This is a genomic window from Streptomyces botrytidirepellens, assembly GCF_003721215.1.
GTDB lineage: Bacteria > Actinomycetota > Actinomycetes > Streptomycetales > Streptomycetaceae > Streptomyces > Streptomyces himastatinicus.
In genome coordinates this window covers 1-17,968 of record NZ_RIBZ01000058.1, presented here as the reverse complement: position 1 = coordinate 17,968, position 17,968 = coordinate 1, and the positions used below count along the sequence as shown (strand labels likewise).

The following is a 17,968-nucleotide window of genomic DNA, read 5'->3' as shown; positions in this document are numbered from 1 at the left end:
GTCCTCACGACCCTTACTTCTTGCCCGTGGCCTGGGCCAGGGCCTTCTGGATGCCCTTCAGCTGGCGGACCTGCCAGTCCTGGAAAGATGCACCCGCCGGGGTGAGGGTCTCGGTGACCGTGGCCACCGGGATACCGGCCGCCTTGGCCTCCTTCACCTGGGCCCGCACGTCCGGGGTGGAGTTCTGGCTGTTGTAGACGTAGATCTTGATCTTCTTGTTCTTGATCTGCTGGTCGATGGCGGTCTTGTCTTTCGCCGTGGGGTCGGTGCCCTCGCTGATGGCGTCGAGGAAGGACTCGGGGGTGAGCGTCTTCAGGCCGAGGCCCTGGGCGAGTGGGGTGACGATGGACTCGGAGGCGCCGATGGGCGTGCCCGCGTAAGTGGACTTGATGCCGGATACCAGCCGGTTGTAGGGGGCCAGGGTGGTGGCCTCGAAGGCTTTCTTCCGCGCGTCGAAGTGGGCGGCGTCGGCCGGGGCGATCTTCTTGTAGTCGGCGGTGATCTTCTCGACCACCTTGTGAACGTCGGCCGGGGAGTACCAGCGGTGGGGGTTGCCGCCCGGCTTGACGCCGACCAGGTCACCGACCTTCAGCCCGGTGCGGTCGCTCCCCGGGTTGGCCGAGAGCAGCTTGTCGGCCCAAGAGTCGTACCCGATGCCGTTGACGATCGAGTAGCGGGCGGTGGCGACGGCGCGGCCGTCGGCTGCGGTCGGCTCGTAGTCGTGGGGGTCGGCGGCGGGGTTGTCGATGATGCTCTTGACGTGCACGTGGCTGCCGCCCAGTTGCTGGGCGATGCTGCCCCAGAAGTTCTCCGCCGCCACGACCTGGATCACCTTGCCGGAATCCCCTTTGCCGGAGGCGGAGCCATCGGCCGTGTCCGAGGACGCGGTGGAACAGGCGCTGGTGGCGGCGAGCATGGCTACGGCGGCGACGCCTCCGGCGAGGGCACGGGGGCGGACGCGTTGGGCTATGGCAGATCTCATGGCGTGAGCTCCTCAGGGGCGGAACGAACGCCACGAGACTAAGTGAAAATGATTTCCACAACCACCAACAGCCCCCAAGAATGAAAACCATTGCCAAAACTTGACCCCGATGCCCCCACGCAGGCGGCGGCACCGCACACCCATCTCCCCTCTGGTGATGGCGACTTGACAGGGCAGTCGCGAGCCAGGAAGCCTTCAGGTTCGCACATGACATTCACATTCAATTGGAGGTGATGCGCCGCCATGCGTATCGCGTTCGTCGGCAAGGGCGGGAGTGGTAAGACGACGCTCTCCGCCCTCTTCGCCCAGCACCTGGCCCGCTCAAGCGCCCCCGTCGTCGCCATCGACGCCGACATCAATCAGCATCTGGGGGCGGCCCTGGGACTGGACGAGGACGAGGTGCGCGAGGTCGTCCCGCTCAGCACCCGCCTCGGCGAGATCAAGGAGTATCTGCGCGGCGACAACCCCCGTATCGCCTCCGCCGACGCCATGGTCAAGACCACTCCCCCGGGGCGCGGCTCCCGCCTGCTGCGGCCGGTCGGCCCCAACCCGGTACACGCCCGCCACGTCCGGGACATCGACGGAGTCCAGCTGATGACCACCGGTGTGTTCGCCGAGGAGGACCTCGGTGTCGCGTGCTACCACTCCAAGCTCGGCGCCGTCGAGCTCTACCTGAACCACCTCGTGGACGGCCCGGGCGAGTACGTCGTGGTCGACATGACCGCCGGCGCCGACTCCTTCGCCTCCGGGCTGTTCACCCGGTTCGACATGACCTTCCTGGTGGCCGAACCCACCCGCAAGGGTGTGTCCGTCTATCGCCAGTACAAGGACCACGCCGCCGAGTTCGGCGTGCCACTCGCCGTGGTCGGCAACAAGGTGACCAGCGAGGACGACCGGCTCTTCCTCAAAGAACACGTCGGCGACGACCTGCTGGTCTGCTTCGGCCACTCCGACTGGGTCCGCGCCCGCGAACAGGGCCGTCACACCGGGGACCTGGAACCCGAGCACCGCCTGGCGCTGGAGGAACTGCGCACCGCCGTGGACCTCCGCACCAAGGACTGGGAGAAGTTCCAGAGGCAGGCGATCGAGTTCCATGTGCGCAACGCCCGGGCCTGGGCCGACCGGGCCACAGGACAGGACCTGAGCGCCCAGGTCGATCCCGGCTTCCAGCACGGACCGGCAGCCTTGTCCGAGCCGCTCACCGCCGTCACCACGGTATCGAACTGAACACCGCGCACGGCCATCCGCAAGTCGACTGATTGGACACCGCACCGCCATGTCGCTGAACGTCGCGCCGGAGCTTCTCGCCCAGGCCGAACAGGGCGAGATCCAGGAACAGGACTTCGTCGCCACCGTCCGTGCGTCACTGCCGTACGCCTATGACCTCATCGCCGGTCTGGCGGACAAGCTCCGCGAGGGTGACTCCGATTTCACCGACAACCAGACCCCGCCTCCGTCGGAGGCCGAACGCGGGCAGCTGCTGCGGGCGCTGGCCAGCGATGCCATCCGCGGCAGCCTGGAACGTCACTTCGGCATCACTCTGGCCTTCATGAACTGCCACCGGGTGGCGGCGTTCCGGCCCGGCACCGAAGAGGGCCGCAGCTACGCCAAGTTCGTCTCCACGCGTTCCCAGATCCTCAACCAGTCCCCCGAATTCCGCGACTGCTGAGAATCACCACAAGCCCATCGATACACGTCAGCCCCAGGCCACCAGCCTGGGGCTGACGTGTGGCTTCGCCTTCAGCCACGGCCCCGGGTGGCCACCACGTCGTTGTAGGGGTCCTTCGGCTCGGTGACGCGCCGGACGGCGGTGGCGTCCAGCGCCGGGGCGGCACCGTCCGTACCTACCTCGCCGGTGGGGTGCCAGGTGCCGGTGACGGTCACCCACGCGTCGGCGGGCGGCGCCGCGGCCGCGTGTACCCGCACTTTGCGCACCGTGGCATCGGCGGCGCAGCAGCTGATGGCCAGGCGGCTGACGTACCAGGTGCCGTGGCGGCCGGGGGTGACGAATCCGGTGAGGCGGACGGTGCGGCCCTTCAGGGTGCCGCTGGTGTCCCAGACCGCACGGGAGGTGAAGTCGTTCAGCGACATCTCGACGGCCTGGCCGACCGGCAGGGCGGGGAAGAGGCTGCTGCCGGATACGGAGGGCTTCGGGGCGGTGGGGGCCTTGGCGTCGTCGCGGGCGGCGGTGTACGAGCCGAGGGCGGGCGGCGCCAGGAACAGAATGGTCAGGGCCGGTACGTACAGCAGCCAGGCGACCCGCGGACCGCCCGCATGTCCGTGGCCGTGATCGTGATCGTCGCGCGTACGGGGGCGGTTGAAAGGGAAGCCGTCGCGGGCGGCGCTGACCGCGCCGAGCACGATGAGCAGCACACCGGATGCGATGAGCGCGGGCTGAAGCCCGGGGCGGACGTAGCGCAGATACAGATCGCTCAGCAGGGAGATGTGCAGCAGACCGACACCGAGAAACAGGAGCAGCAGTACCTGGACGTTGCGCTTCACAGCAGCCACCACCCCACCAGGGCGCTGCACAGCATCGCCGTGACCCAGGTGGCCGACGAGAAGCGCAGCGCGAAGGCGCGCCCGAAGGTGCCCGATTGCAGGGCGATCAGTTTCAGGTCGACCATCGGGCCGACGACCATGAAGGCGAGCCGGGCGGTGGGCGAGAAGCCGGTGAGCGAGGCGGCGACGAACGCGTCGGCCTCGGAGCAGACCGCGAGGAGCACCGCGAGCAGCCCCAGCAGGGGCACAGACAGCCACGGGGAGTCGGAGAAGAGCCGCAGCACGGAGTGCGGCACCGCGACGTTGAAGGTGGCCGCANAAGAGCCGCAGCACGGAGTGCGGCACCGCGACGTTGAAGGTGGCCGCAGCCGCCGCGCCGACCACGAGGAAGCCCCCGGCGTGCAGGAAGTCATGCTGGAGGGAGACCCGGAACTCCTCCGCACGGCCGGCACCAGGGGTGTGCCCGGTGGGCCCCTTCGGCAGGCGCAGCCACTCCTCGCGGCCCGCCCGGAGCCACAGCCAGCCCATGGCGACGGAGGTGAGCAGCGAGGCGATGAGGCGGGCGGCGACCATCCCGGGGTTGCCGGGGAAGGCCACATAGGTCGCGACCAGCACGATCGGGTTGATGGCCGGGGCCGACAGCAAGAACGCCAGTGCCGCCGCAGGGGTCACCCCGCGCCGCATCAGGCTGCCGGCCACCGGCACCGAGGCGCACTCGCAGCCCGGCAGAACCGCCCCGGCCGCGCCCGCCACCGGCACCGCGAGCGCCGGGTTGCTCGGCAGCACCCGGGTGAAGACCCGGGCCGGGACGAACGCGCTGATGGCGGCCGACACCAGGGTGCCCAGCAGCAGAAACGGCACGCCCTGGATGACGATCGCGGTGAACACCGTCCGCCACGCCGCCACCGCGCGGTGGTCGAGCGCGGCGGTGACATCCGGCCCCCATATGAGGGCGGCACCGCCGAGCACCACCACCGGAACGCCCGCGATCAGCGCGTGCGAGGCGACTCGGACCGCCGTGCCCAGCCCATCGGCTCCGCCGGCTTCATCGTGGCGCGGCGGCGACGCCCGGTCGCCGTCGCCGCGTTCACGCAGCGGCGGCGCTATGTCGACATCGCTGTCCATTAGGTCTCCCCCACAGGGTCCTTCGCCACGGCGGTGTGTGGAGCTCACCTTAGCGGCGGCGGAGCGGCCGACGCGCCACACTAAACATGAGTGGTCATTCATATGGACATGGATGTCATTTTCATTTACGATCAACGCATCCGCTTCCAGCCGAGCGACTGTGAGGTGATCCGACGTGAGCAGCCGGACTACCCGGCAGCGAACCGCCGTCCTGCGCACCCTCACCAGCTGTCAGGACTTCGTCTCCGCACAGGAGCTGCACGCACTGCTGACCGCCACCGAGGTTCCGATCGGACTGACCACGGTCTACCGCGCTCTGCGGGACCTGGAAGCGGCCGGCGGTGTCGATGTCGTACGCGACGACGCCGGCGAACGGCTCTACCGCCCGCGGCCCGCCGACGGGCATCGCCACTACCTGATCTGCCGCTGCTGCGGCCGCAGTCGGCCGGTGGACTCCGAGGTGGTGGAGCGGTGGGCCGACCGCATCGGCACGGACACCGGATTCGCGGCAGTGGAGCACACCGTCGAACTCACCGGCATCTGCGCCGAGTGCCAGCCCGCCACCGATGAAGGAGAACCATCGCCATGCCGCTGGGAGCCCACCCAGGGCCGAGTCCGCAGCTGCGCGAGTTGAAGCAGACCATACGGCGGCTACTCGGACTCGATGACGACACCGCCGTGGTGGTCCGGCAACTCGCCTGCACCGAGCCCGGCTGCCCGCCCTTGGAGACGGTCATCGCCGTCCTTCCCATGAACGGCCGGGCCCGCCGCTGGACCCTGCACACCACCGCCGAAGAGATCACAGAGGACGACTTGCGAGCCGCCCTGCTCGCCGCGCCACCCGAAGGAGCCTGAATGACCACGCAACCACCCGACGAACCCCGCGACGAGCGCACCCCCGTCACCGTACTGACCGGTTTCCTCGGCTCCGGCAAGACGACCCTGCTCAATCGCATCCTCACCGAACAGCACGGCCTGCGGGTCGCCGTCATCGAGAACGAGTTCGGCGAGGTCGGCGTCGACGACGCCCTCGTCCTCGACGCCGAAGAAGAGATCTTCGAGATGAACAACGGCTGTATCTGCTGCACCGTTCGCGGAGATCTGATCCGCATCCTGGGCGCCCTGATGCGGCGGCGCGAGACCTTCGACCACATCCTGATCGAAACCACCGGCCTCGCCGACCCGGCCCCCGTCGCGCAGACGTTCTTCATGGACGACGAGATCGCCGCCCAGCTCCGGCTGGACGCCATCGTCACCCTCGTCGACGCCGCGCACGTCCTCCAGCACTTGGACGAGGTCAAGCCCGAAGGAGTGGAGAACGAGGCCGTCGAGCAGATCGCCTTCGCCGACCGGATCGTGCTCAACAAGACCGACCTGGTGGACGAGGCGGCCATCGCCGAGGTCACCGGCCGCATCCGCGCCATCAACAGCGGCGTGCAGATCATCCCCGCCCGGCACGCCGCGGTCGACCTCCCCCGGGTGCTGGACGTCGGCGCCTTCGACCTGGAGCGCGTCCTCGCCGACGACCCGGCCTTCCTCACCGAGACCGAGCACCAGCACGACACCACCGTCACTTCGGTCGGCATCGACCTGACCGGCGAACTCGACGAGGAACGGCTCAACCGGTGGCTGGGCACCCTGCTGCGGACCAAGGGCGTCGACATCTTCCGCTCCAAGGGCATCCTCGCCCTCGCCGGGGCGCCCAGGCAGTACGTCTTCCAGGGTGTGCACATGCTGCTGGACGGTGAGTTCGGCCGCGACTGGCGCGACGGCGAGCAGCGCCGCAACCGGCTGGTCTTCATCGGCCGCAACCTCGACCGGGACGCACTGGAGCGCGGCTTCGCCGACTGTCTGGCCACCGCCGGGGCCGCCGCATGAGCATCACCGCACCCGACGCCGGCCTCGCCACCGCCTGGGACACCACCGTCGACGACGCGCCCGTCGCCCTCAGCGCACGCCACGGCCTGCTCGCCGTCGCCGGCGCCTCGGGCACGGTCTGGGTCCTGGACGCCACCACCGGGGCGGGCATCGACACCTTCGAACTGCCCGGCGGGGCGCTGAGCGTGGCCCTGGCCCCGGACGCCCGGCACGCGGCCGCCACCGGACCGACCGGCTACGCCCTGTGGCGCAGAGAGGACAGCCGTACGACGGTCCGCGACACCGGAGCCTGGTCATCAACCGCCATATGGGCGGACCACGAGCGGGTCGCCATCGCCTCCGGTCGCCGCGCGCATGTCCTCACCCCGGACGGCGATGAACGTTGGGCAACCGAGCCCGCTGCCAGCACCGTCACCGACCTCGCCTGGCTGCGCCAGGGACGCCGACTGGCCATCGCCGCCTACGGGGCCGTGCGCTGCCACGAACGGCATACCCTCGAACCGGTGATGACCTACCCCTACATCGGCTCGCACCTCGCGCTCGCCGTCGCTCCCACCGGACGGTGGATATGCAGCGGCAATCAAGACGCCTCCATCCACATCTGGCGCACCCGCGACGCGAGCGAACTCACCATGTCCGGCTACCCGGGAAAGGTCTCCCGCCTCGCCTTCGACGACACCGGCTTCTGGCTCGCCGCCGACGGCGCACCCGACGTGACCGTCTGGGACTTCTCCGGCAAGGGCCCCGCCGGCACGGCCCCCCGCTCCTTGCGCTGCCACCAGAACATCACCGCACTGGCCTGGCGGCCCGGCGGGGACGGCCATCTCGCCAGCGGCGGCCACGACGGCACGGTCGCGGTGTGGCACGCCACCGCCGGTCGGCCCGAATCCCGGCTGTCCCCCGCCCGCATCCTGGACGGCGACACGGCGGTCGCGTCACTGGCCTGGGCCGGGCCAGAGCTACTCGTGGCGGCATACCGGGACGGCCGCGTACGGGCCCACCAGTTGCCCTCCCGGACCACGCTGTGAGCCCCCGTACGGCGACGATCGGCGCCGCCCGCGACCGGCCGTGCACCCTGGTCGTCTGCCGGGGCTGCTGCTGTGGCAACCCTCGCAAGCACCCCGGCACCGACCACCAATGGCAGCTCGACAGGCTGCGCGCCGCGGCCGCCGACTCAGGCGGTCGCCTCGCCGTCCGTACAACGGACTGCCTCGGCCCGTGCGACCAGGCCAACGTCATCGTGGTGCAGCCTTCCGCCGCCGGACGCCGGGGCGGCGGCCGCGCGACGTGGATCGGCTGGGCCAAGGACGACGACTGCACCGACGACATCCTCGGCTGGGCCGCCGCGGGCGGCCCTGGTCTGGCGGAACCGCCGGCCACACTCGAGCTGCAGTTCATCCGCCCACCGGGCGAAGCCCGGACGCGGGCACGCGGCCGCGGACGCGGTCGTGCACGCCGATGAGGTCATGGGCGGCCGCGATGCCCTCGCGGCCGCCCGCCTCGACGAAGCCACGGCAGCGTCCGTCGCCACCACGCTCCAGGCCCTGGCCACGCCCTCCCGGCTGCTGATCCTCACCACTCTGCGGCAGTCACCCCACTCCGTCACCCAACTCGCGGCCGAGGTCGGCATGGAGCAGTCCGCCGTCTCCCACCAACTCCGCCTTCTGCGCACTCTCGGCCTGATCACCGGCCGCCGTGACGGCCGTCGCATCGTCTACCGCCTCTATGACGACCACGTCGCCCGACTCCTCGACCAGGCCGTCCACCACATCGAACATCTCCGCCTCGGCGTCCGCGATCCGCACTGACCCTGGCCAGGGTGGCGTCGGTGACAACGGCCCCCTGGCCGGGCACGGCGGCTATCGGGAGCCGTACGGAAGCAGGGCCATCTCGCGGGCGTTCTTGATGGCACGGGCTATCTGTCGCTGCTGCTGTCGCGTCACATGGGTCACCCGGGGGCTGCGGATCTTGCCGCGGTCGGAGATGAACTTCCGCAGCAGATCGGTGTTCTTGTAATCGACATACGTGATGCCGGCGGCGTCGAGCGGATTGACGCGTGGGCGCTTGGCGCCCCGCCGGTCGGAGGTGGCGCGGCGGGCCATGAGCGGGTCCTTTCGGTACGGGGTGATACGCGGTCAGGCGACCGGGTCGAGCAGTTCGTCGAAAGCGCGCGACAGCTCTTTCCAGCCGTCCGGGCCCGCCGCGTACTCGGCGTCGGTGAGGAGGCACGAGTCGAGCAGAGCGAGGAGACCGTCGCGGTCGAGTTCGGGTGAGGTGAAGGTGAGGTGCTGGCAGCGGTCGCCGTGTTCGGGGTGCCAGTCGAGGGAGGCGGCTACGCGGCGCTCGGCGGGCACCATCTCCCAGGCGGCGTCGGGCAGCGCGGCCAGCCATGGTCCGGCCGACTCCACGCACAGCGCGCCGCCCGCGGCATCCCACGACAGTAGCGTGTCGCCCCGGTCCGCCAGCCAGAAGCGGCCCCGGCTGCGGGCGGCGGCACAGCTCAGATCTTCCAGCGCATCGTAGAGCCGCCCCGGGTGAAAGGGACGTTCGCGGCGCCAGACGAGGGTGCTCACGCCGTGCTCGTCGCTCTCCTGGGGCAGCAGCGCGCAGGCCGGGTGCTGACGGGCAGCCGCCGCCTCCACGTCGAACCCGGTCAGCAGGGCGGGCCCCAGGGCACCTTCGCCGAGACGTACCTGCCGTGCGCCTGGGGTGAGCTGGGCGAGCAGGGCGTGGTCCCCGTCGTCGGGGAGCTCGTCGACCGATGTGCCCTCCACGACGGCGATCACGCTCGGGTATTCGAGTTGCCGGGCGAAGGTGTCGGCGACGGTGCGCTGGTCGGTCGGGGCGGCGGCAAGACCGACGTCCGCCAGATCGTCGCCGTTCGCCAGATACGGCAACACCAGCGCCGGGTCGATCGCGGTGGCCGCTCCGGTCAACCGCAGAGGCGCGTCCTCGTCGGCGATGACCGCGGCCATGGCCTGGGGTTCGACCGAATCCCACAACTCCACCACGGCCAGCCGGTGGCCGCCGCCCGCGGCCAGGCGCAGCAGTTCGGGGACCATGTCCTCACGGAGTGCGCAGCACGCGCAGTCGTTCACCAGGGGCGCGTCGCCGCTGTCGAGCGGGCCGGTGGCGTCCCGTACGGTGCGGCGCACGGCGCTGTCGGTGGCGGCCGACAGGTCGTGGTGCAGGGCGACGGAGCCGGGGACCGTTCGCAGGATCTCCTCGACGGCGGCCCGGCGGGCGTCGGCGTGCAGTCCGCCCACGATCGCGACGGGCAGCCGCGCCTCGTCCCCCTTCACCGGCCCCTCCGTCCGCGTCCGTAGCGCCGCTCGAAGCGCTCCACGCGGCCCGCGGTGTCCATGATCCGCTGGGTGCCGGTGTAGAAGGGGTGGCTCGCCGAGGAGGTCTCGACATCGATGACCGGGTAGGTGCGGCCGTCCTCCCACTCGACGGTCGTGTCGCTGGTGGCCGTGGAGCGGGTCAGGAAGGCGAAGTCGGCGGCGCGGTCGCGGAAGACGACCGGCTCGTACGCGGGGTGGATGCCGGGCTTCATGGCGGTCAGCGCTCCTCTCGGAAGTCGACGTGGCGGCCCACGACCGGGTCGTACTTGCGCAGGACCATCCGGTCGGGGTCGTTTCGGCGGTTCTTGCGGGTCACGTAGGTGTAGCCGGTGCCGACGGTGGACCTCAGCTTGATGATCGGGCGTAGCTCGTTGCGTGCCATGAGCCACAGCATACATAAACTTGGTTTTCATTTTCATCAAGCTGCTACGGTGCTCCCCACACCACCCTCGGACACTTCGAGAGGAACCATGTCCGCCCACTGCCAACTCACCGGCCGGCAACCCGGCTTCGGCCAGAACATCTCCCATTCCCACCGCCGGACCAAGCGCCGGTTCGACCCCAACATCCAACGCAAGCGCTACTGGCTGCCGAGCGAGGGCCGCCACATCCGGCTCACCCTCAGCACCAAGGGCATCAAGACCGTCGATGTGATCGGCATCGAGGCCGCCGTGGCCCGCATCCGCACCAAGGGAGGAAAGGTCTGACGGCGAAGAAGAGCAAGATCGCCAAGAATGAGCAGCGACGCGCGATCGTCGCCCGCTACGCCGAGCGCCGCGCCGAACTGAAGGGGATCATCGCCGACCCCCGCGCCGCGGACGAGGAACGCCTCACCGCCCAGCGGGAACTGCGCCGCCAGCCACGCGACGCCAGCGCCACCCGCGTCCGCAATCGCGACTCCGTCGACGGTCGCCCCCGCGGCCACCTGCGCGCCTTCGGCCTCTCCCGGATCCGACTGCGCCAGATGGCGCACGCGGGCGAACTTCCCGGCGTTACCAAAAGCAGCTGGTAGCCCCCGCCGGGGCGCTTGGCGCGGGCGGACGCCACAAGCCAGCTCCGGCATGTCGCGTCCGCACCGCGCCCCCGCCGCACAGACGTCCACGACATGTGCCGACACCCCAGGCCGAAGATGGCAATGATTATCGTGTGCTAAGTTCAAAGGCAGGTAAATTCTCAGCTCGCCGCCCTCAGGAAGACTCCTGTGAACCTGCCCAAGACCCTGCCCCTCGCCGCGATATCCGTGGCTTCCTCGCTTCTGCTCACCGGCTGTTTCTCCTCCGGCGCACCGTCCGCCTCCGAGGGCAAGCGCATCCGCGTCGCGATGATGCAGCCGCCGCGGTCCGCCCTGTCCCCGCTCAGCGACGACGCCTTCAAACTGTCGCGCTGGAGCACCGCCGAAACCCTGGTCACCCTCGACAAGGACGGCGACGCGCGGCAGGCCCTCGCCACGAAGTGGCGGCGGACCGGCGATAAGACGTGGACCTTCACCATCCGCCAAGGAGTGGAATTCCACGACGGGTCAGCGCTCACCGCCCAAGCCGTCGTACGGTCCCTGAACGCCGCCACCCGGGCCGCGCCCAAGCCGCGCATCCTGGACGGGGTCGACATGAAAGTGAAGGCGAGCGGTGGCAGCACCGTCACCGTCACCACCGCCGAGGCGGACCCGCTCGTCCCACAGCGGCTGTCCTCCCCGCAACTGTCGATCCTCGCCGCCAAGGCGTACCGGGGTAAGACCATCAGCCCGGTCGGCGCCGGCACCGGCGCCTTCGTCCTGAAGAAGGTGAACGGCACCACCTCGGCCACCCTCGACCGCAACGCGGACTACTGGGGCGGCAAGGCCGAGGCCGCCGGCATCGACGTCACCTTCGTGCCCGACGGAGCCGCCCGCGCCGCCGCCCTGCGCAGCGGAGATGCCGACATCGTCGAGGCCGTACCCGTCTCCCAGGCGGCGCTGCTGGACGAGGACCAGATCAGCGAGGTCCCCATGCCCCGGACCAACACCCTCTATCTCAACACCGAGCACGGCCCCTTCGCCGACCCGGCGCTGCGCGCCGCCGCACGCCGGGCCATTGACGCCAAGGCGCTGGTCAAGGGCGTCTACGAGAGCCGCGCCGATGTCGCGCGGGGGCTGCTGGGTCCGGCGCTGCCCTGGGCGGCCAAGGAGCGGGACGGCCGTACCAAGACGGCCAGGGCCGGTGACCCGGGTGGCCGGTCCATCACCATCGGCACCTTCACCGATCGCGCAGAGCTGCCCGAGGTCGCCACCGTGCTACAGCAGCAGCTGCGGGACGCGGGCTTCAAGGTGAAGCTGGAGGTGCGCGAGTACGCCAACATCGAATCCGACGCGCTCAAGGGGAAGTTCGACGCCTTCATCCTCTCCCGGGCGACCGTACTGGACTCCGGTGACCCGGCCGCATACCTGCACAGCGACTTCGCCGGCGACGGCTCCTTCAACATCTCCCAGCTCAACAACGAAACGGTCGACGGGGCGGTACGAAAGGCCGAGGCCACCGCGTCCGGCGATGCCCGGCGTGCGGCGATCCTGAAGGCCGAGACCGCGATTCTCAACACCGACGCCGCGATCCCCATGCTGCACGAGCGGGTCATCCAGGGGGACGCGACCGACGTCGTGGGCTCCGCCAAGGACCCGCGCGAGCGTGAACTCGTCACCAACGAGACGTACGTCAAGTGAGCGTCGCCCTACGGGCCGGCCTGACCCGGGCGGGAGCCCTGGCCGCCGTCACCGTCGCCGTCGGACTGCTGCCGTGGCTGTCCGGCCGGGACCCTGCTCTCACCGTGCTGCGCGCCCGGTCGGCCGAACAGGAGCCGACACGCGAGGCGCTGGCGGCCGTACGGCGGGATCTCGGACTGGACGCCGGGGCCCTGGGCTTGCTCGGCGACTGGGCGGGCGGGCTGGTACGCGGAGACCTCGGACAGTCCTGGGTCTCCGGCACCGATGTACTGCCGTCGGTACTCTCCGGGCTCGGCGTCTCCCTGTCGCTGATGGGCGCGTCGTTGATAGTGGCGCTGCTGGTCGCTGCCGCGGTGTGTGCTCCGGCGCTGGTGCGGGGCGCGCGGGGCACGGTGCGCGGGGGCGGTGGCGCGGTGGCCGCGATGCTGGCAGCCGTGCCCGAATTCCTGCTGGCGACGGTGCTGTTGATCGTGCTCGGGGTGTGGTGTGGCTGGCTGCCGACCTCCGGGTGGCAGGGACCCGTGAACATGGTGCTGCCCGCCCTCGCCATGGGCGTCCCGGCGGGAGGCATCGTCGGCAGGCTCATCGACGACGCGCTGCCCGCCGCCTTCGGTGAGCGGTGGGCAGGACTGTGGCGGGCCTCGGGGATCGCAGGAGGCCGGATCGCCTGCGCGGCGCTGCGGCGGGCCATGCCCGCGCTGGTGCCGCAGCTCGGCCTGGTGGCGGTCGGCCTCACGGGTGGCGCCGTCGCCGTCGAGACCGTCTTCGCCGTGCCGGGCCTCGGGCGCACTGCCCTTGGCGCCGCCAAGTCCCAGGACCTGCCGCTGTTGCAGGGCACCGTGCTCGCCCTGCTCGCGCTCGGGCTCGCTGCCGGCGCGGTGGCACATCTCGTACGCGGCCGGCTGCTCGGGCCGGGGCTGAAGGACGCGGCGCTGGCCCTGCCCGCGCCTGTCGTCGCCGAGCCGACACGGCTGCGCCGGGCGATGCCAGTGCTGTTGGCAGCGCTCCTGACCGCAGCCATCAGCTGGGGACTACTCGGCGACCCGTACCGGCTGGACACCACCGGCCGCCTGGCCGCGCCGTCCTTCGCCCATCCACTCGGCACCGACGCCCTCGGCCGCGACGTGCTGTCCCGGCTGGGGCACGGAGCCGCCGCGACCGTCGGGGTGGCCGTCGCCGTGTGCGTGGTCTCGTATCTGTTCGCCCTGGCCTTCGGCTTCCTGCCGAACGTCTCGACCGGCGCCGCCGACATCGCCAACGCCCTGCCCCCGGTCGTTGTCGGCATCCTCGTCGCCGCCGTCATCGGCCCCGGCACGGCGGGAGCATCGCTTGCGGTCGCCCTCGTCTCCTGGCCCCCGCTGGCCGCGCATGCGGCGGCGCTGATTGTGGAGACGCGTGCGGCGGCCTATCTGACGGCGCAACGGGCCATCGGCGCACGGCCGTTGTGGATCCTCACCCGGCACATACTTCCCGCAGTCGCCGGTCCTGTCGCCCGCCACGCGGTACTGCGGCTCCCCGGAATCGCGCTGGCACTGGCCTCGCTCGGTTTCCTGGGGCTCGGCGCCCAGCCCCCCGCTCCCGAATGGGGCCTCATGCTCGACGAATCACGGCTGTACGTCGAGCGGGCCCCATGGGCCGCCCTCGCGCCGGCACTCGCACTCGCCCTGCTGGCCGGGCTGGCGGTCTCCCTGTCGACCGCGGGCCTGCGCACGCGCCGCAACACCGGCCCGTGAGGTCTCCGCCCGCCCCGCATACATATCCGCTCCCACCCTCCGCACCGAAGGTGACCGCCCATGCCCGAACCACTCCTCGCAGTGCGCGACCTTCACGTGACCCTGAGAGACGGGTGCCACGCCATACCCGCCGTGCGGGGGTTGTCGTTCGAAGTGCACCGAGGCGAAGTCGTCGCGCTCGTCGGGGAGTCGGGAGCCGGGAAGTCCCTGACCGCGCGGGCGGTCCTCGGGATGCCACCGCACGGGGCCCGCGTCACCGGCAGCGTACGGCTGCGCGGGCACGAGCTGATGGGAGAGTCGTACGCGGGCGTGTGGGGCCGCCGGATGGCGTTCGTGCCGCAGGACGCGCTGACCGTGCTCAGCCCGGTCCACACGATCGGCGACCAGATCACCGCGGCCGTGCGGTCCGTCGCGAAGACCTCCCGCCGGGAGGCCCGGGCCCGCGCCGTGGCAGCCCTGGACCGCGTGGGTATCGCGGACACCGCGCGTCGGGCGCGGGCGTATCCGCACGAGTTCTCCGGCGGCATGCGACAGCGAGCGGTGATCGCCATGGCGATGGTGAACGAGCCGGAGCTGGTCATCGCCGACGAGCCGACGACCGCACTGGACCCGGCAATCGAGGCCCAGGTGCTGAAGGCCCTGGCAACGGCCCGCGAAGCGACCGGCGCGGCACTGGTGCTGATCACACATGACCTGCGGATCGTCGCGCGGCACGCAGACCGGGTTGTGGTCATGTACGCGGGGCGGGCCGTGGAATCGGGCCCGGTGGAGCCGGTGTTCCGCGCACCCCGAGCGCCGTACACCGCGGGGCTGATTGCCTCACTGCCACCCGCCGAGATGGACGCGGTGGACCGGTGGCTGCCGTCGATCACCGGGGCGCCGCCGTCGCCGACGGACCTTCCGCGTGGCTGCGCCTTCGCACCGCGCTGCCCGCTGGCCCGGCAGGACTGCGAGGACGAGGAGCCCGCGCTGGCCGCCGCCGGGGAGCCGGGACAGCTGGCCGCCTGCCACCGCTCGACGGACCTTCCCGTGCCGGCGACCGGGCTCTTTTCACGGAAGGCGACAGCATGAGCGACCCGCTGCTGAAGGTGACGGACCTTGTCGTCCGCTACGGCCGCCACACCGCCGTCGACGAGGTCTCCTTCGACATCCACGCGGGGGAAACACTCGCCCTGATCGGCCCATCGGGCTGCGGAAAATCCTCCACTGCCCTGGCCACGCTCGCCCTACGCCGCCCGGACGGCGGGAGCCTACGCTTCGAGGGGCAGGAGCTCACCGGCCTGCGGGAGCGCGAGCTGCGCCCGCTGCGGCCCCGGTTCCAGCCGGTCTTCCAGGACCCCTACGGCTCGCTCAGCCCCCGGCTGCGGATCCGCGACGCGATCGCCGAACCCCTGCGCGCACAACGGAGGCCACCGGCAACCGGCCAGGTCGAGACGCTGATGGAGACGGTCGGCCTCGACACCGCACTGGGGGACCGCCTGCCGAACGAACTGTCCGGCGGGCAGTGCCAGCGCGTCGGAATCGCGCGGGCGCTGGCCGGTGAGCCCCGGTTGCTGGTGCTGGACGAGCCGGTGTCGGCACTCGACCCGTCGGTGCGCGCGGGCGTGCTGAACTTGCTCACCGCCCTCCAGGAGGACCGAGGTCTGGCGTACCTGTTCATCTGCCATGACCTCGCGCTCGTACGCCACTTCGCACACCGTGTCGCCGTCATGCGGCAGGGTCGGATCGTCGATACCCGGCCTGCCCGCGAGCTGAGCCTTACCGCACTCGACAGCGGTCCCGCGTAGCCCCCGTCATGGGACGGGTTCCCCCTCCTACGGGTCAGCCTTCCGGGTCCTGCGCCGCGGCGCCGAGCAACGGATCGGGCAGGCAGGCCCAGTGGTCGGCGCCGAGGGCCAGTTCACGGTCGTCGAGCACGGCGGCGTCCAGCGCGGCCCGCAACCGATCCTCGTCCAGATCGGCGCCGGTGAGCAGAATCTCGTTGCGGCGCTCGCCGTAGTAGTCGTCCCAATACCACGAGGCCAGCGTCCGGCGCTGGGGAGAGGCGGCGCGCCAGCCTTCCGTATCGCCGCCCTCCAGCCAGCGTCCAGCCTCTCGCAGTTCGAGGTGGCGACCTGCCGAGCGCCAGGAGATGACCGCGTCCGGGTGGGTGGCCACCCACAAGTGCCCTCGGCTGCGCACCACCGCGGGCATGACCTGGGGCAGGCTCTCCGCCAGCCGCTCAGGATGCAGCGGGCGCCGGGACCGCCACAGCACCGAGGCCACGCCGTGGTCGATGCCGCGACGGCGCACGACAGAAGCGACGGGGTCGAGCCGGTCGGCCGGTCCGCCCGCGGCCCACGTGGAATCGGGCCGCGTCAGAGTCGTCAGTGGAGCGCTGTCGCAGTCTTCCGCGTCGAGGAGGATCTCCGCGGACGGGTTGAGATGGGCGAGCAGGGCGCGGGAGCCTTCAATGCGGCTGCCGTCCTCCCCCCGGCCGTCCCGCACGACCATCATGTGCGCGGCCTCCACCAGCCGGGCGGCGGCTTCGGCGACCGTGAGGGGCACGGCCTGCGGACGGTCGCCGAAAACGTGGGCGGAGCGGTGCACGCAGCGCAGGTCGCTCAGCAGCCGACCGAGGTCGATACCGGCGGCGAGGGGTGCGAGGTCGTAGTGGTCGGACAGCGGGGTCCTGCCCAGCGGGGTCCGCCACAGCTCGGCCAGAAACGACACGGCGTCGACGTTGTCGGGGAGCGCGAGCACAACATGCGGGGATGCGGCGGCCCTGGCGATGGCGCCCAGGTCCTGACGGACTATCACTGCTGGGTCACCAGTTGCCACTTGAGAGAGCGAGGCGCGCTGCCGTTCGTCACCGCCCGTGACGAGGCGCTGCACGAAGGGGTACCGCCCGACCTGGTCACCGTGGACCGAGACCGAGAGCACCAGCGCGTCGGGCGAGGCGAGCCGCAGCAGGTCCAGGACGCGGCCCCGGGATTCCGGGGTGTTGCCGGACACCACGCCCAACAAGCCGCGGCCCCTCACTCCGGCCCCCGTCCGGTGGCGGTGACGAGCACATAAGCGCTCCTGCGCACCCGCAACATCACCAACGGCACTTTTCCTCCTGAGCAACGGCCTCACAGCAACCAGCACGCTACATGAAAACGGCACTCATTTTCATGTATGGTGCGGGGCAACGTCGAGCGACACCGAGCAGAAAAGGACCCGTACGTCATGGCCGTGCCCAAGCGGAAGATGTCCCGGAGCAACACCCGCCACCGCCGCGCGCAGTGGAAGGCAAGCGCGCCAGAGCTGGTGAAGATCACCATCGACGGCCGCGAACATCAGGTGCCGCGACGGCTCGTCCCCGCTTACCGGCGCGGCCTGCTGCGTCCCGAGGGCTGAGCGCGCCATGGCCGATCAGCTTCCGGTGACGGTCTTGTCGGGTTTCCTGGGATCCGGCAAGACCACCCTCCTCAATCACCTCCTCAACAACCGCGACGGGCTGCGGGTCGCCGTCATCGTCAACGACATGAGCGAGGTGAACATCGACGCCGCACTCGTCCGCGATGGCGACGCGGCCCTTTCCCGCACCGAAGAGCGCCTCGTCGAGATGACGAACGGCTGCATCTGCTGCACCCTGCGCGACGACTTGCTGGAGGAGGTGGACCGGCTCGCGAGAGAGGGACGGTTCGACTATCTCCTCATCGAGTCCAGCGGCATCTCCGAGCCCATG

At 70.8% G+C, this 17,968-nt stretch carries 24 protein-coding genes and 1 pseudogene; 17 read left to right on the top strand and 8 right to left on the bottom strand.

Going from position 1 to position 17,968, the window contains the following annotated elements:
- Window positions 1-13 precede the first annotated feature (13 nt).
- A complete protein-coding gene (locus EEJ42_RS04220; protein WP_123098657.1) occupies window positions 14-982 on the bottom strand; it encodes a metal ABC transporter solute-binding protein, Zn/Mn family in 969 nt (322 codons plus the stop codon).
- Window positions 983-1,225: 243 nt separating this feature from the next.
- Here EEJ42_RS04220 and EEJ42_RS04215 point away from each other — a divergent pair, with 243 nt between their 5' ends.
- Both EEJ42_RS04215 and EEJ42_RS04210 read left to right on the top strand, forming a co-directional pair.
- On the top strand, window positions 1,226-2,209 hold the full coding sequence (locus EEJ42_RS04215) for an ATP-binding protein (RefSeq protein WP_123098656.1): 984 nt from the start codon (window positions 1,226-1,228) through the stop codon (window positions 2,207-2,209).
- A gap of 49 nt (window positions 2,210-2,258) precedes the next feature.
- The gene (locus EEJ42_RS04210) at window positions 2,259-2,651 is read left to right on the top strand and encodes an SCO5389 family protein (RefSeq protein WP_009719240.1); all 393 of its coding nucleotides are present in this window, start codon (window positions 2,259-2,261) and stop codon (window positions 2,649-2,651) included.
- Window positions 2,652-2,722: 71 nt separating this feature from the next.
- Here the strand turns inward: EEJ42_RS04210 and EEJ42_RS04205 are convergent, their stop codons facing one another.
- Both EEJ42_RS04205 and EEJ42_RS04200 read right to left on the bottom strand, forming a co-directional pair.
- A complete protein-coding gene (locus tag EEJ42_RS04205) occupies window positions 2,723-3,493 on the bottom strand; it encodes a TIGR03943 family putative permease subunit (protein ID WP_246096035.1) in 771 nt (256 codons plus the stop codon).
- A pseudogene (locus EEJ42_RS04200) lies at window positions 3,481-4,390 on the bottom strand (permease). The gene EEJ42_RS04205 and the pseudogene EEJ42_RS04200 overlap by 13 nt, the downstream one beginning before the upstream one ends.
- Window positions 4,391-4,480: 90 nt before the next feature.
- On the opposite strand from EEJ42_RS04200, the gene EEJ42_RS53725 reads away from it, so the two are divergent.
- The 7 genes from EEJ42_RS53725 (at window position 4,481) to EEJ42_RS04170 (ending at window position 8,295) form a co-directional block, all read left to right on the top strand.
- Window positions 4,481-4,612: a hypothetical protein gene (locus EEJ42_RS53725; RefSeq protein WP_281291393.1), complete on the top strand. Its 132-nt coding sequence runs from the start codon at window positions 4,481-4,483 to the stop codon at window positions 4,610-4,612.
- A gap of 172 nt (window positions 4,613-4,784) precedes the next feature.
- The gene (locus EEJ42_RS04195) at window positions 4,785-5,243 is read left to right on the top strand and encodes a Fur family transcriptional regulator (RefSeq protein ID WP_123098654.1); all 459 of its coding nucleotides are present in this window, start codon (window positions 4,785-4,787) and stop codon (window positions 5,241-5,243) included.
- Complete coding sequence (locus EEJ42_RS04190; protein WP_246096034.1) at window positions 5,240-5,464, top strand: hypothetical protein; 225 nt, start codon at window positions 5,240-5,242, stop codon at window positions 5,462-5,464. Before EEJ42_RS04195 ends, EEJ42_RS04190 begins: the two co-directional genes overlap by 4 nt.
- A complete protein-coding gene (locus tag EEJ42_RS04185) occupies window positions 5,465-6,487 on the top strand; it encodes a CobW family GTP-binding protein (RefSeq protein ID WP_123098652.1) in 1,023 nt (340 codons plus the stop codon). It abuts the gene before it with no gap.
- A complete protein-coding gene (locus EEJ42_RS04180; RefSeq protein WP_123098651.1) occupies window positions 6,484-7,515 on the top strand; it encodes a WD40 repeat domain-containing protein in 1,032 nt (343 codons plus the stop codon). The genes EEJ42_RS04185 and EEJ42_RS04180 overlap by 4 nt, the downstream gene beginning before the upstream one ends.
- Window positions 7,512-7,949 (top strand): (2Fe-2S) ferredoxin domain-containing protein, encoded by a 438-nt coding sequence (locus tag EEJ42_RS04175; RefSeq protein ID WP_123098650.1) that lies wholly within the window; start codon window positions 7,512-7,514, stop codon window positions 7,947-7,949. Before EEJ42_RS04180 ends, EEJ42_RS04175 begins: the two co-directional genes overlap by 4 nt.
- A gap of 4 nt (window positions 7,950-7,953) precedes the next feature.
- Entirely contained in the window at window positions 7,954-8,295 is a 342-nt protein-coding gene (locus EEJ42_RS04170) for an ArsR/SmtB family transcription factor (protein ID WP_123098670.1), read from the top strand.
- Window positions 8,296-8,346: 51 nt separating this feature from the next.
- Here the strand turns inward: EEJ42_RS04170 and rpsR are convergent, their stop codons facing one another.
- From rpsR to rpmG, 4 genes are read right to left on the bottom strand one after another with little or no spacing between them, the layout of a single operon-like run.
- Complete coding sequence (gene rpsR / locus EEJ42_RS04165) at window positions 8,347-8,589, bottom strand: 30S ribosomal protein S18 (protein ID WP_009719231.1); 243 nt, start codon at window positions 8,587-8,589, stop codon at window positions 8,347-8,349.
- Window positions 8,590-8,622: 33 nt separating this feature from the next.
- Window positions 8,623-9,789 carry a GTP-binding protein gene (locus EEJ42_RS04160; protein ID WP_123098649.1) on the bottom strand — a complete coding sequence of 389 codons (1,167 nt, stop codon included), beginning with the start codon at window positions 9,787-9,789 and terminating at the stop codon, window positions 8,623-8,625.
- Window positions 9,786-10,043 (bottom strand): type B 50S ribosomal protein L31, encoded by a 258-nt coding sequence (locus tag EEJ42_RS04155; protein ID WP_123098648.1) that lies wholly within the window; start codon window positions 10,041-10,043, stop codon window positions 9,786-9,788. The genes EEJ42_RS04160 and EEJ42_RS04155 overlap by 4 nt, the downstream gene beginning before the upstream one ends.
- A gap of 5 nt (window positions 10,044-10,048) precedes the next feature.
- A complete protein-coding gene (gene rpmG / locus EEJ42_RS04150; protein WP_123098669.1) occupies window positions 10,049-10,213 on the bottom strand; it encodes a 50S ribosomal protein L33 in 165 nt (54 codons plus the stop codon).
- 88 nt (window positions 10,214-10,301) lie between these two features.
- Here rpmG and rpmB point away from each other — a divergent pair, with 88 nt between their 5' ends.
- The 6 genes from rpmB to EEJ42_RS04120 all read left to right on the top strand — a co-directional run bounded on the left by rpmB (window position 10,302) and on the right by EEJ42_RS04120 (window position 16,043).
- Complete coding sequence (rpmB, locus tag EEJ42_RS04145; RefSeq protein WP_123098647.1) at window positions 10,302-10,538, top strand: 50S ribosomal protein L28; 237 nt, start codon at window positions 10,302-10,304, stop codon at window positions 10,536-10,538.
- A complete protein-coding gene (gene rpsN, locus EEJ42_RS04140; RefSeq protein ID WP_123098668.1) occupies window positions 10,535-10,843 on the top strand; it encodes a 30S ribosomal protein S14 in 309 nt (102 codons plus the stop codon). Before rpmB ends, rpsN begins: the two co-directional genes overlap by 4 nt.
- Before the next feature lie 189 nt (window positions 10,844-11,032).
- Window positions 11,033-12,523 carry an ABC transporter substrate-binding protein gene (locus EEJ42_RS04135; protein WP_123098646.1) on the top strand — a complete coding sequence of 497 codons (1,491 nt, stop codon included), beginning with the start codon at window positions 11,033-11,035 and terminating at the stop codon, window positions 12,521-12,523.
- Complete coding sequence (locus EEJ42_RS04130) at window positions 12,520-14,256, top strand: ABC transporter permease subunit (RefSeq protein ID WP_123098645.1); 1,737 nt, start codon at window positions 12,520-12,522, stop codon at window positions 14,254-14,256. Before EEJ42_RS04135 ends, EEJ42_RS04130 begins: the two co-directional genes overlap by 4 nt.
- A gap of 60 nt (window positions 14,257-14,316) precedes the next feature.
- Window positions 14,317-15,327 (top strand): ABC transporter ATP-binding protein, encoded by a 1,011-nt coding sequence (locus EEJ42_RS04125; RefSeq protein WP_123098644.1) that lies wholly within the window; start codon window positions 14,317-14,319, stop codon window positions 15,325-15,327.
- Window positions 15,324-16,043, top strand: a complete 720-nt coding sequence (locus EEJ42_RS04120) for an ATP-binding cassette domain-containing protein (RefSeq protein ID WP_123098643.1) — start codon at window positions 15,324-15,326, stop codon at window positions 16,041-16,043. The genes EEJ42_RS04125 and EEJ42_RS04120 overlap by 4 nt, the downstream gene beginning before the upstream one ends.
- A 34-nt stretch (window positions 16,044-16,077) precedes the next feature.
- On the opposite strand, the gene EEJ42_RS04115 is transcribed toward EEJ42_RS04120, so the two are convergent.
- Window positions 16,078-17,253 carry a GTP-binding protein gene (locus EEJ42_RS04115; RefSeq protein ID WP_246096037.1) on the bottom strand — a complete coding sequence of 392 codons (1,176 nt, stop codon included), beginning with the start codon at window positions 17,251-17,253 and terminating at the stop codon, window positions 16,078-16,080.
- A 213-nt stretch (window positions 17,254-17,466) separates the two neighbouring features.
- Here EEJ42_RS04115 and rpmF point away from each other — a divergent pair, with 213 nt between their 5' ends.
- Together rpmF and EEJ42_RS04105 are read left to right on the top strand one after the other, a co-directional pair.
- Window positions 17,467-17,637: a 50S ribosomal protein L32 gene (rpmF, locus tag EEJ42_RS04110; protein WP_123098667.1), complete on the top strand. Its 171-nt coding sequence runs from the start codon at window positions 17,467-17,469 to the stop codon at window positions 17,635-17,637.
- 7 nt (window positions 17,638-17,644) lie between these two features.
- Window positions 17,645-17,968: GTP-binding protein (locus tag EEJ42_RS04105; protein ID WP_148081838.1), on the top strand; the 324-nt coding region annotated here is incomplete at its 3' end.

Coding starts and splice junctions, on each gene's coding strand:
- EEJ42_RS04185 (WP_123098652.1), top strand. CDS start 5,465: ATGACCACGCAACCACCCGACGAACCCCGCGACGAGCGCACCCCCGTC.
- rpmF (WP_123098667.1), top strand. CDS start 17,467: ATGGCCGTGCCCAAGCGGAAGATGTCCCGGAGCAACACCCGCCACCGC.
- EEJ42_RS04180 (WP_123098651.1), top strand. CDS start 6,484: ATGAGCATCACCGCACCCGACGCCGGCCTCGCCACCGCCTGGGACACC.
- EEJ42_RS04170 (WP_123098670.1), top strand. CDS start 7,954: ATGGGCGGCCGCGATGCCCTCGCGGCCGCCCGCCTCGACGAAGCCACG.
- rpsR (WP_009719231.1), bottom strand. CDS start 8,589: ATGGCCCGCCGCGCCACCTCCGACCGGCGGGGCGCCAAGCGCCCACGC.
- rpmG (WP_123098669.1), bottom strand. CDS start 10,213: ATGGCACGCAACGAGCTACGCCCGATCATCAAGCTGAGGTCCACCGTC.
- EEJ42_RS04125 (WP_123098644.1), top strand. CDS start 14,317: ATGCCCGAACCACTCCTCGCAGTGCGCGACCTTCACGTGACCCTGAGA.
- rpmB (WP_123098647.1), top strand. CDS start 10,302: ATGTCCGCCCACTGCCAACTCACCGGCCGGCAACCCGGCTTCGGCCAG.
- EEJ42_RS04215 (WP_123098656.1), top strand. CDS start 1,226: ATGCGTATCGCGTTCGTCGGCAAGGGCGGGAGTGGTAAGACGACGCTC.
- EEJ42_RS04210 (WP_009719240.1), top strand. CDS start 2,259: ATGTCGCTGAACGTCGCGCCGGAGCTTCTCGCCCAGGCCGAACAGGGC.
- EEJ42_RS04220 (WP_123098657.1), bottom strand. CDS start 982: ATGAGATCTGCCATAGCCCAACGCGTCCGCCCCCGTGCCCTCGCCGGA.
- EEJ42_RS04155 (WP_123098648.1), bottom strand. CDS start 10,043: ATGAAGCCCGGCATCCACCCCGCGTACGAGCCGGTCGTCTTCCGCGAC.
- EEJ42_RS04120 (WP_123098643.1), top strand. CDS start 15,324: ATGAGCGACCCGCTGCTGAAGGTGACGGACCTTGTCGTCCGCTACGGC.